Origin of the sequence: Algoriphagus algorifonticola (assembly GCF_007655305.1) — a bacterium.
Classification (GTDB): domain Bacteria; phylum Bacteroidota; class Bacteroidia; order Cytophagales; family Cyclobacteriaceae; genus Algoriphagus; species Algoriphagus algorifonticola.
Map to the genome: position 1 here is coordinate 17,678 of NZ_VLOG01000062.1, position 11,362 is coordinate 29,039.

General features: G+C 40.2%; 9 protein-coding genes and 1 tRNA gene. 7 read left to right on the forward strand and 3 right to left on the reverse strand.

Annotation, left to right across the window (positions count from 1 at the left end):
* The first annotated feature begins 11 nt into the window (after positions 1–11).
* Positions 12–1,940, forward strand: coding sequence for an AAA domain-containing protein (locus tag FL972_RS17065; RefSeq protein ID WP_144607207.1), 1,929 nt, complete (start codon positions 12–14; stop codon positions 1,938–1,940).
* 17 nt (positions 1,941–1,957) lie between these two features.
* Here FL972_RS17065 and FL972_RS17070 read toward each other — a convergent pair whose 3' ends face one another.
* Entirely contained in the window at positions 1,958–2,494 is a 537-nt protein-coding gene (locus FL972_RS17070) for a DUF4924 family protein (RefSeq protein WP_144607208.1), read from the reverse strand.
* Between the two features lie 275 nt (positions 2,495–2,769).
* On the opposite strand from FL972_RS17070, the gene lepA reads away from it, so the two are divergent.
* The 6 genes from lepA to FL972_RS17100 all read left to right on the forward strand — a co-directional run bounded on the left by lepA (position 2,770) and on the right by FL972_RS17100 (position 9,349).
* Positions 2,770–4,557 carry a translation elongation factor 4 gene (gene lepA, locus FL972_RS17075; RefSeq protein ID WP_286936546.1) on the forward strand — a complete coding sequence of 596 codons (1,788 nt, stop codon included), beginning with the start codon at positions 2,770–2,772 and terminating at the stop codon, positions 4,555–4,557.
* 127 nt (positions 4,558–4,684) lie between these two features.
* Positions 4,685–5,047 carry a four helix bundle protein gene (locus FL972_RS17080; RefSeq protein WP_144607210.1) on the forward strand — a complete coding sequence of 121 codons (363 nt, stop codon included), beginning with the start codon at positions 4,685–4,687 and terminating at the stop codon, positions 5,045–5,047.
* Positions 5,048–5,109: 62 nt separating this feature from the next.
* Complete coding sequence (locus FL972_RS17085; RefSeq protein ID WP_144607211.1) at positions 5,110–5,994, forward strand: bifunctional 5,10-methylenetetrahydrofolate dehydrogenase/5,10-methenyltetrahydrofolate cyclohydrolase; 885 nt, start codon at positions 5,110–5,112, stop codon at positions 5,992–5,994.
* A 65-nt stretch (positions 5,995–6,059) separates the two neighbouring features.
* A tRNA-Leu gene (locus FL972_RS17090) sits at positions 6,060–6,142 on the forward strand.
* Between the two features lie 89 nt (positions 6,143–6,231).
* A complete protein-coding gene (locus FL972_RS17095) occupies positions 6,232–6,774 on the forward strand; it encodes a DsrE family protein (RefSeq protein WP_144607212.1) in 543 nt (180 codons plus the stop codon).
* 37 nt (positions 6,775–6,811) lie between these two features.
* Complete coding sequence (locus tag FL972_RS17100; protein ID WP_144607213.1) at positions 6,812–9,349, forward strand: hybrid sensor histidine kinase/response regulator; 2,538 nt, start codon at positions 6,812–6,814, stop codon at positions 9,347–9,349.
* Here FL972_RS17100 and FL972_RS17105 read toward each other — a convergent pair.
* Positions 9,346–10,758, reverse strand: coding sequence for a sigma-54-dependent transcriptional regulator (locus tag FL972_RS17105; RefSeq protein WP_144607214.1), 1,413 nt, complete (start codon positions 10,756–10,758; stop codon positions 9,346–9,348). The genes FL972_RS17100 and FL972_RS17105 overlap by 4 nt on opposite strands.
* 167 nt (positions 10,759–10,925) lie before the next feature.
* Positions 10,926–11,240: a hypothetical protein gene (locus FL972_RS17110; protein WP_144607215.1), complete on the reverse strand. Its 315-nt coding sequence runs from the start codon at positions 11,238–11,240 to the stop codon at positions 10,926–10,928.
* Between the last annotated feature and the right edge of the window lie 122 nt (positions 11,241–11,362).

Below are 11,362 nucleotides of genomic sequence, written 5' to 3' on the forward strand. Positions count from 1 at the left end.
AATACGGATTGATGGACAAAGTCACGGAGGAATTAAAAAAAGGTCTGAAACTTTTGAAGCAGGAATGGCAAGAAGATCTGGCTCAATACAAGAAAAAGTTTTTGAATACTTCTTTGGCGGATAAGAAAAAAGAGGGGATTACTTGGCATCCTATACAAGTGAAAAAGGCTAAAATAGGAATGGGAGAGAGACTTTTGGTAGAAATAGAAAAGTTGGATCAAAGCCAAAACTCTGTTTTCCAATCCGGAAAATCTGTTGCGTTTTTTTCTACCCAAGATGGCTATGCCTCTTCTGAAAACCGAGTGAATGGCGTGATCAATCAAGTGAAAAAAGACACGATGATTGTCACGCTTCAGGCTGATGAACTCCCGGAATGGATGGATAGCAGTCGTTTGGGTGTGGACTTATTGTTTGATGAGGCCAGCTATCGTGAGATGGAATTTGCCTTGAAAAGAGTTATTGAAGCAGATAATCTTCGGCTCAAAGAGTTGAAAGAAACTCTATTGGGAGAACGAGCCCCAGTATTCTCAGAAAACACAAGAAGTGAATCGGAAGGCTTAAACTTTTCCCAAAACCAAGCTTGCCAAAAAATCGCCAATGCAAAGGATGTGGCGATAATTCATGGACCTCCCGGAACAGGAAAAACCACTACTTTGATCAGGGCTATTTCGGAGGCTACAGAAAAAGGATTATCCGTTTTGGTTTGCGCCCCTAGTAATGCTGCAGTGGATTTATTGGTAGAAAAGTTGACAGATTCAGGAATCTCTACTCTCCGATTGGGGCATCCTGCAAGAGTGGAAGAAAAGATTTTGAACCAAACTTTGGATGCAAAAACAACTTTTCATGAAAGTTATAGAGACTTGAAAAAACTTCGAAAGGAAATTGATCAGTATCTAAAGTTAGCCAAACAATACAAGCGAAATTTTGGCCCTGAAGAGCGCAGACAGCGAAAGTTGTTGTTTGATGAAGTGGGAAGAATCCGGGAAGCCGCAAAGCATCTTGAAGAATATATTTCCTTTGACATTTTTCAAAAAACGCAGGTTTTTGCCTGTACGCTAGTTGGCGCCTCGTCCTATCACTTGAAAGGGATGACCTTTGATGTGGTATTTATTGATGAGGCAGCTCAGGGATTGGAAGCAGCAACTTGGATTCCTATCCTGAAAGCTAAAAAGATAGTCTTTGCGGGAGATCATTTACAACTTCCGCCGACAATTAAATCCTTCGAGGCTGCAAAAGAAGGTTTATCGATTACTTTGATGGAAAAGGTCATCCACAGGAAGCCTCAAGTGGCGGAGCTCTTACAGGTTCAGTATAGAATGAAAGCCGAAATCATGGGTTTTTCCAATGAGTATTTTTATGGGGGAAAATTGAAAGCTGCTGAAAACACCGACTCTCATGTATTCGAAAATGAAGCAGTCTTGGAATGGGTAGACACAGCCGGAGCTGGGTATACAGACCGGCAAGAGGAGGAAAGCCTCAGCACATTCAATCCTGAGGAAGCCAGCTTTACTTGCAAGTATTTAAATGAACTGATCAAGCGGATCGGTATTTCAAAATTTAAGGAAAATGGCTGGACCATAGGTTTGATCGCTCCGTATTCTGCTCAGGTACGATACTTACGAACATTGGTCTTTGAAACCTATGACTACCCAAATTTGAAGGCTTTTGCCGATTTGATTACCATTGATACTGTGGATGGATTTCAGGGGCAGGAGCGTGACTTGATGCTCATTTCACTGACCCGGTCCAATGACAGAGGGGAGATTGGTTTTTTGGCAGATGAACGAAGGATGAACGTAGCTATTACCCGAGCCAAAAGGAAGCTAGTTTTAATTGGAGATAGCAGTACCTTGGCTATTAATCCTTTTTTTGATTCTCTGCTAGGGTATTTTGAAGAAAAAGGGGGGTATAGGAGTGTTTGGGAGTTTATTAACGTATGAACCAATCCTTTTTCAAATCAATTTCTAGAAACCTTTTCCTGCTGATAGACCAAATTCAATAAGCTTAGAACTTCACCAAAAGCTTCTGCGGATTTCAATTGCTCATCCGATACTTTCTTGCCCAGTAGTCTGCAAAGCAAAAGTCCATAGACCCCGTTAAGGCAGATTTGGATTTCATTTCCCAGGTCTTTGCCATCTGCCTCCATTACAGCTTGTAGAATATAAGGCTTCGCTTTTTGATAAGTTTGGAAATAGGTTTGATCCGATTTGAGTAATTGCCAGTGTAGTTGTGAAAGCTCAGCAACCAACTTTTTACCTTCCTCTAAATGGCCTTTCTCTATAATTCCTTCTTTCTCCATTTGATTTCGGAAGTCCTGATACCAATTAAAAATGATGTTCTTTTCCTTTTCTTCGACAGGAAAGTGAGAAACTACATATTGCCGGATTTCCTCCAAATTACCCTGAAAAGACCGAATCAAGTCCTCTTGTTGATAGAGATAGATGATGTATTCAGCTATGTTTTGGGATTTTTTGTTCTCGGCTATAGATTTCATGGATTAAAGTATTTTCGGGGTAAAATTAAAAGCTAAATCTCAGAGGTCGAAATACAGTAGAAATACTATTAAAATATATTCACCTTCGGTGAATGAAATATTTATCTAATCAAGGAGTCCTGAACTGTTAGGGTTATTTCGTCGAAGGCATATTTCACTTGGTGTTGCGAAGTGTATTTCAACCATATTTCTTTTCTGTTTCGACAAATCCGTATTTCAGGTATAATCCTCTAATTTTCTCCTTCTTTTTCCCTAATTTTGCGCGCAGAATGAACATGCAAAAAATAAGAAATTTCTGTATCATCGCCCATATTGACCATGGGAAGAGTACATTGGCGGATAGGTTGCTGCAAGAAACCCAGACAGTGTCTGATCGGGATATGCAGGACCAGTTGTTGGATAACATGGATCTGGAGAGAGAGCGGGGAATCACCATTAAGTCCCACGCCATCCAGATGAAATACACACATGAAGGAGAGGAATATATACTCAACCTCATCGATACTCCGGGACACGTGGATTTTTCTTACGAAGTTTCCAGATCGATTGCAGCTTGTGAAGGTGCTTTGCTGATTGTGGATGCTTCTCAAGGAATTGAGGCTCAGACCATATCCAATTTGTATTTGGCATTGGGTCATGACCTGGAAATTATTCCTGTTTTAAATAAAATTGACCTTCCAGGAGCAGATCCTGAATCTGTGGCAGACGAGGTAATTGACCTGATTGGCTGTGATAGAGAGGATATTATTTTGGCCTCTGGAAAGACAGGAATCGGGATAGATGATATTTTGAAGGCTGTTGTCACTCGAATTCCAGCGCCTAAAGGAGATCCTGATGCACCGCTACAAGCGATGATTTTTGACTCGGTTTACAATCCTTTCAGAGGTGTGGAAGTGATTTTCCGGATTTTCAACGGAACCTTCAGCAAAGGCGATAAAATTAAGTTTGTCAATACCGGAAGGGAATATGAGGCAGATGAAATCGGTATTTTAGGACTGAATCAGATTCCTCAGCAAACCATGAGTGCCGGAAATGTAGGGTACCTTATTTCTGGGGTCAAGGTGGCAAAAGAAATCAAAGTAGGGGATACCATCACCCATATCAAACGCCCTTGCGAGAAAGCTATTCAGGGTTTTGAGAATGTGAAGCCTATGGTTTTTGCCGGGATCTATCCTGTAGATACCACAGATTATGAAGAGTTGAGAGCATCCATGGAAAAGCTGCAACTCAACGATGCTTCCCTGGTTTGGGAACCGGAAACATCAGCGGCTTTGGGATTTGGTTTCCGCTGTGGATTCTTGGGAATGCTGCACATGGAAATCATTCAGGAGCGATTAGAGCGGGAATTTGATATGACCGTGATCACTACGGTTCCTTCGGTGCAATTCAAGGCATTGATGACCAATGATACCTACAAGCTAATCAATGCTCCTTCAGATATGCCTGATCCTACCAAGATGAAGCATATTGAAGAGCCATTTGTTAAGGCTTCCATCATCACTGCTTCTGAATATGTAGGGGCTGTGATTACGCTTTGTATGGAGAAAAGAGGTCAAATCAAAAACCAGGTTTATTTGACTGCAGACCGGGTTGAACTGACCTTCGATATGCCTTTGGCAGAGATTGTATTTGACTTCTTCGACAAGCTGAAAACCATTTCCAGAGGATATGCATCCTTGGATTATGAATTGAAAGGATATCAGCCTTCTCACATGGTTAGACTGGATGTGATGCTTAATGGAGAAGCAGTTGATGCGCTTTCTGCGATCGTGCACCGTGATAAAGCTTACGAATGGGGCAAAAGACTCTGCGAAAAATTGAAAGAATTGGTTCCTCGTCAGATGTTTGAAATTGCTATTCAGGCAGCGATCGGAACTAAAATCATCGCTCGAGAAACTGTAAAAGCCCTACGTAAAAACGTGTTGGCGAAGTGTTATGGTGGTGATATTTCCCGAAAGCGTAAACTTCTTGAAAAGCAGAAAAAAGGGAAGAAACGCATGAGGCAAGTCGGTAATGTCGAGGTTCCTCAGGAGGCGTTTATGGCAGTGCTCAAGCTGGACTAGGGATTTACGATTTATGATTTACGAGGCAATTCAAAACTTCGATATTCGACATTCGATGTTCATCATTCGATATTTAGAATTCTCAGTCAGATAATGAATTTTGAGCAATCAAAATGGTGAATCGAACATGGAAAGAAAATATGATCTTGAGTCTCGCTTGATTGAATTTGCATCTGCTGTAATTTCATTTACAGATTCTATGATTAATTCAAAAGCTGGTAACCATATGGCAAATCAGCTTTTGAGAAGTGGAACATCACCCGCATTAAATTACGGCGAAGCTCAGTCTGGGGAATCAAGAAAAGACTTTATTCATAAGTTGAAAATTGTATTAAAGGAACTTCGAGAAAGCAGAGTTGCCCTAAAAATTATTGCAAAATCAAATCTGCATTCAGATTCAAAAAGAATTGAATCATTAATTAGCGAGAGTAATCAGCTGATTTCAATCTTTGTAAAAAGTATTGAAACTGCTGAAAGAAATAATATATAAAATAGCGAACATCGAATTTCGAATGATGAATTTCGAAGTTCTCGAACCTAACCTAAAAGATAATGGCTACAATCATAGACGGAAAAAAGACCTCCCAAGACATCAAAAATGAAATCGCAACACGTGTGGCTGAGATCAAAACTGAAGGAGGGAAAATTCCTCACTTGGCAGCTATTCTGGTAGGAAATGACGGAGCAAGTCAAACCTATGTGGGAGCCAAAGTAAAGGCTTGTCATGAGATTGGTTTTGAATCCACTTTGGTGCGATTGGACGAAACTATTTCTGAAGAGGAACTTTTGGCCAAAGTAGAAGAGATCAATGCAAATCCCGACATTGATGGATTGATTGTACAGCTTCCTTTACCTAAGCATATTTCTGTGGAAAAAGTTACTGATAAGATTAAGCCAGAGAAAGATGTGGATGGTTTTACTCCTTCCAATGTAGGAAGGATGGCCTTGAATTGGCCAGCTTATGTAGCTGCAACTCCCTATGGAATTGTGGAGCTTTTGAAAAGATATAATATAGAGACTTCCGGTAAGCATTGTGTGGTTATTGGCAGAAGCCATATTGTGGGAAGCCCGATGAGTATTTTGATGGCAAGAAATGGATATCCAGGAAATGCCACCGTCACCTTGACCCATAGCCGAACTCAAAATCTAAAAGAAATAGCTCAAACTGCTGATATTTTAATTGTTGCTCTAGGGAAGCCAGAGTTTGTAACTGCTGACATGGTAAAGCCTGGCGCTGTGGTAATCGATGTGGGGATTCATCGAGTGGAAGATGCTAGCAAAAAGTCCGGTTTTAGATTAATTGGAGATGTGAAGTTTGATGAAGTGGCCGAAAAAGCTTCCGCTATTACTCCTGTTCCGGGAGGTGTAGGTCCTATGACCATTGCATCTTTGCTTTATAATACGCTCTTGGCAGCTGAGAAAAAAGTTTACGGATAAATCAAATTGCAGAAGAAAGCATTTGCTTTGAATAGGCTGGCTTTCTACTTTTGCAGACCCTAACCGCGCACGTGGTGAAATTGGTAGACACGCCATCTTGAGGGGGTGGTGCCCTACGGGTGTGGAAGTTCGAATCTTCTCGTGCGCACAAAGCCTTTCCAATTTTGGAGAGGCTTTTTTGATTAATGGCACTCAATGAGTTTTATTTTTGGTTAATTTCGGCTCAATTGATCGACTATGAAAAAGCACATTTTATCTGCCGCTATCCTTTTCCTCTTATTAGGAATTAATACAATCTTGGCTCAAACTGCCCAGTTTCCTATTGTCAAAGGTTTTGGAGGAATCTATGAGATACCGGAAGCCACAGAAAGGCCGGATGGATCCCTGGAATATAAGATCTTAGTCGATTTGACTGCAGGAGCTGATAATCCTGCAGAGATATCCAGATGGGTAGATAATATAGCTAGAATGATGAATTTGCATGGCTTGGCTGGAGTAACAAAGGATAGACTCCATGTCAAGGTAGTGGTACACGGAGGAGCTATTTTTACCTTATTGAACGATGATAAGCATCAAGTGAGATATGAGTCCACTAATCCGAATTTAGCGGTTTATGAGGCTTTGAAAGAAGCAGGAGCAGAGTTTTACGTTTGCGGACAATCTATGGTAGCTAGGAATATCAAGAAAGAAGATTTGTGGCAAGGAGTGCAGATTGCCCATTCTGCTTTAACGACCATCACTACCTATGTGCCTCAGGGATATATTTTGCTGAAGTTTTAAACAGTCTGGAATAGTTCTTGGTCTTTAAGGGCGAGCTATGACTAAAAAAACGCCCAATGTTATAACAGCCGGGAAAGTAATTATCGGCTTCTTTTTAGCTGCCATTTTTCTGATTGGAGTAGCAGGGTTGACTTATTATACTCTGAATCGTCTTTTGGCGACAATGGGGCAACTCTCCGAACCCAACCAAAAGCTCAATACACTCAATGAACTTCAGGCAGAAATTATCCAAATCACTCAAATTGAGCGGTTAGGACCTGAAGGAGATTTTAGAATCAAAGACTCCACCTTGAATTTTCTGGAATCCAAACTGGACATTTTGGAATCATTGGCGGCTGATACCTCTGAACTAACAGAGGTTCAATTGATCCGAGCTAATTTAGTTTCATTGATTCAAGGGTATGAAAACCTTTACGAAGTAAAAAGTAATCTAGCCAACAGGAATTTTTCAAGAGAGGCACTCAAAAAAGTAGAGATTGGTATTAGAAGAAGAGCGGAGATTCTGGAAAATCAACCTCTCCAACAATTAAACCCCAGAGATGCCATTATCAATGAATTAAGGCAGACCTCCTCAGTGGCGCCTATTAGTGCGGGAAAAAATAGCGTGGGTAAAATCAATCCTACTTCTCCACAGATCGCCAAATCGCCGGAAATTGATAAACTCCTAGGGTTCATTAATCAGAATTCGAAGGGAAGTGCTGCTCCAGGTTCCAGTACTTTGGATAGTATTTTATACAACATCCGAGCGGTGATCAATCAGATTTACCGGGAAGAAAGCAGGCAAAGACAGAACTTGGCACAGATGGAAACTGATCTTTCTATCAAGCAAAGTGAAGTGATTTCCACTATTCAGGGACTGTTGGGAGTTTTGCAAAAAAGAATTTTAGAAGAGTCTGAGGAAAAAAACTCTGAAGCCTACAGTTTAGCCTACGATGTGACATTTTTCTTAATTGTGATTGTGGTTCTGGCCGTAATTGGCAGTGGCTTTATGGTTTACTCTATTTTGAAGGAGATAAAAATCAACCGTCAATATCAGGAAAACCTGGAAGCGTCCCGACAAAAGTCAGAACAACTGGCAAGGTCAAAACAGGAGTTTTTGGCAAATATGAGTCATGAAATCCGCAACCCACTTCATGTAATTCAGGGGTATAGATCTGTTTTGGAGAAGAGTCAATTGGATGAGAGGCAAAAATCACAATTGAAAATGATTGGCTTTGCTTCCGAGACTTTGATGGAGATTGTAGATGAGGTCCTCGATTTTTCAAAGCTGGAGGCAGGTAAGTTGAAATTGGAAAAAGAAGCTTTTGATCCTGAATCACTTTTTTCTTCCCTTCAGGACTTTTTTGACCTAAAAGCCCAGGAGAAAAACTTGGATTTCAGATGGAGTATTCAATTGCCTTCCAATCAATGGCTGTTGGGGGATCAATTGAGATTGAAGCAGATTGCCAATAATTTATTGAGCAATGCATTTAAATTCACTTCCAAAGGCTGGATTGAGGTTCGGGTGCATTGGGGAGAGGGTACCCTAACTGTGGAGGTGGAGGACAGTGGAATTGGAATGAGTGAGGAAGTACTTTCCAAGGTTTTTAGAGAATTTGATCAAGCCGATACTTCCATTTCCAGAAAATATGGAGGTACGGGTCTAGGATTGGCTATTGTGCATAGATTGACCACTTTAATGGGCGGAAGTATAGAGGCACAGAGCGAGGAGAATAAAGGAACCTGTATGAAGGTAATTCTTCCCATGAAAGCTGTGGAAGCTCCTCAGAATAAACCTATTTATGATCAGAAGTTTGGACTGGATTTGACAGGCAAAAAAGTATTACTGGTGGATGATGATCCAGTTGGTATTCAATATTTATCACAGATTCTCAGCTATTTTGGGGCTTCAACTGTCCTCTATGAAGGAGGGGCTTCATTCCGAGATACTTTTAAAGGTTTGGATTTCGATTTGGCAATTTTGGATATTCAAATGCCTGAATTTTCAGGTTTTGATGTGATCGATATGCTAAAAAATCACACTAGCTATAAAGGTCAGCCAGTTTTGGCAATGACGGCAAATGTATTTGTAGAAGAGAAGGAGAAGATGTTTAAGCGGGGGTTTAGTGATATTTTGTTCAAACCATTTCAGGAGAAAGCTTTGGTTTTGGTTTTAGGAAGATTGTTTCCTGAAGCAGTACACGAGATCAAAAATGAAAATCAGCAAGAAAAGCCTGTCGAAACCTCCCTTTTTGATTTGAGAGATCTCAATAAGTTTTGTATGGGGGATGATGCATTGCTAAAAGATATTTTAAAAGACCTGATTCAGGAGTCCAGAAAAAACCTAGAACAGCTTCAGAAAGCTAGACTCAATGAGCGCTATGAGGTTATTTTGGAAATTTGCCATCAATTGGGAAGCAGACTGGGTCAGATTAAATCTGAGTCCGGGGACTTGGCTAGAAAAATTGAAAATAAACTGAAGCTTGGAAATCAGCAGGGTATAAATAATCAGTTGGTTGAACTTGAAGAGAAAATTAGGGAGCTTTTGGAAGAACTTTCCAAAGTGATCGAATCCAAAGCCCCCGTTACTTCTTAATTCAGCCCATATTTTTCCATTTTGCTGTAAAGGGTTTTTCTATCCATTTTGAGAATTCGGGCAGTCTTTGATTTATTGTATTTCGTATCCTGCAGCACTTGCTGGATCAATTCTTTTTCCTGCTCAATCCACTGGCTTTTATAATCTCTTGGAGAAGGTAAATCCTGAGCCTGATTCATGGGATTACTTGGTCTATTGGAACTGAAGGCAAATTCAGGATTATTCAAATCGGCAGGCAATGCCTCTTTTTCCACCAAAGGTCCAGTAGTTAATAAGACAGCTCTTTGGATAATATTTTTAAATTCTCTCAGGTTTCCAGGCCAGTCATAGCCCAAAAAGGTTTCCCAAACTTCAGAAGTAAACCCTTTGATGGATTTATTCATGCGCTGATTGCTTTCTTTCAGGAAATGCTCAGCGAAAATTTCCAAGTCTTCTTTTCTTCTTCTTAGAGGAATTGCATGAAGGGTAAACTCGTTGAGCCTATGATATAAATCCTCCCGGAATTGACCTTCTCCGGCTTGTAATAATAAGTTCTCATTAGTGGCTGCAATGATTCTGACATTGATATTGATTTCCTTATTGCCTCCGATTTTTCGGATGGTTCTTTCTTGGATAGCTCTCAATAATTGAATCTGAACCTCATAACTTAAATTACCCACTTCGTCCAGAAAAATAGTACCTCCATGAGCAGCTTCGAAATGCCCCGTTTTATTATCTAGTGCGCCTGTAAATGCTCCTTTTACATGTCCAAAAAGCTCGCTTCCTGCCAAATCTTTGGGAAGAGCTCCACAATCAATTGCTATAAATGGTCCGTTTTTTCTTTCGGACTGTTCGTGAATTCTACGAGAGATAAATTCCTTTCCTGTTCCCGTTTCACCCAAAATCAATACGCTCAAATCCGTTGGAGCCACCAATTGGATATGCTTTTCCAGTTTTTCAGATTCTGGAGATGTTCCAGCGACATAAAAATTGGTAGAAGGTGAATTTCCAGATTTTTGATTAGGCTTGGAAGGGGAAGCGTCATCACTTATAGCTTCTGGGGTCTTGGATTTACTAGACAAAGATTCATTGACAGTGGCTAAAAGTTCATCAGGATTTATTGGCTTCGTAATGTATTCAAATGCCCCCAGTTTCATAGCTTTGATTGCAATCCTGATGTCAGAATAATGTGTAATCAGAATTACTTGGGTTTGCGGGAATACTTTTTTCGACCATTGAAGCAGCTCCATTCCGGTTCCATCAGGAAGTCTGAAATCAGCTATAATCAAATCAAATTTTCCTGAGTTCAGGATATTCTGAGCATCCTTTACTTTGGTGGATGCTTCTACAGCAAATCCGTTTTTTTCCAAAAATGTCTTGACGATTCTGGAGTAGGTCAAATCGTCTTCTACCAAGAGTATCTTTTTCATTTTTTTTATTACGTTTTGGATGACCAAATGGATTTTGCAAAAGAGGCAAGAACCCGAAAATAGTTTTTTACAGTATAGTTTTTTGTAGTCCAACTAGTTGGCATAGCTAAAACAAAAAAAGCACCAGATATAAATCTGATGCTTTTAAATTAATCGGGAAAAGCAATTTATACTTTTATTTCATTCCCATCTTGGTCATATTTCTTTGAAAGTTTGTCTTCGGTTCCATTTTCGAAGACAACTTTGAATTGATAAGTTCCTTCAGGAGTTGCCCACTGCCAAGCTTCCCAAATAGTTAGGCCGCTGACAGAAGGATCAGTTGCTATTGCTGTTTTTACAGGTTCAGGCAGAGCTTCTGGTTCTATTTTAACTTTAGCTTCCTGAATTTCGGTAGCTATTGGGCTGAAGTTAGTGTTTGCAACTGGTGCCGCCATTGCAACTCCAGACATTAAAGCTGCGGCGATTAAAATTGACTTTTTCATAATTGTGATAGTTTAAGTGGTTATGAGTTATCTCAACTGGAGAATAAAAATCCTGATCAGAGATGTTTATTTCCTTGAGATAAACCTCATATGTTGGTTTGAATAATTATAAAATCGGTTTC

Coding starts and splice junctions, on each gene's coding strand:
- FL972_RS17065 (WP_144607207.1), top strand. CDS start 12: ATGGACAAAGTCACGGAGGAATTAAAAAAAGGTCTGAAACTTTTGAAG.
- FL972_RS17070 (WP_144607208.1), bottom strand. CDS start 2,494: ATGAAATCTATAGCCGAGAACAAAAAATCCCAAAACATAGCTGAATAC.
- lepA (WP_286936546.1), top strand. CDS start 2,770: ATGCAAAAAATAAGAAATTTCTGTATCATCGCCCATATTGACCATGGG.
- FL972_RS17080 (WP_144607210.1), top strand. CDS start 4,685: ATGGAAAGAAAATATGATCTTGAGTCTCGCTTGATTGAATTTGCATCT.
- FL972_RS17085 (WP_144607211.1), top strand. CDS start 5,110: ATGGCTACAATCATAGACGGAAAAAAGACCTCCCAAGACATCAAAAAT.
- FL972_RS17095 (WP_144607212.1), top strand. CDS start 6,232: ATGAAAAAGCACATTTTATCTGCCGCTATCCTTTTCCTCTTATTAGGA.
- FL972_RS17100 (WP_144607213.1), top strand. CDS start 6,812: ATGACTAAAAAAACGCCCAATGTTATAACAGCCGGGAAAGTAATTATC.
- FL972_RS17105 (WP_144607214.1), bottom strand. CDS start 10,758: ATGAAAAAGATACTCTTGGTAGAAGACGATTTGACCTACTCCAGAATC.
- FL972_RS17110 (WP_144607215.1), bottom strand. CDS start 11,240: ATGAAAAAGTCAATTTTAATCGCCGCAGCTTTAATGTCTGGAGTTGCA.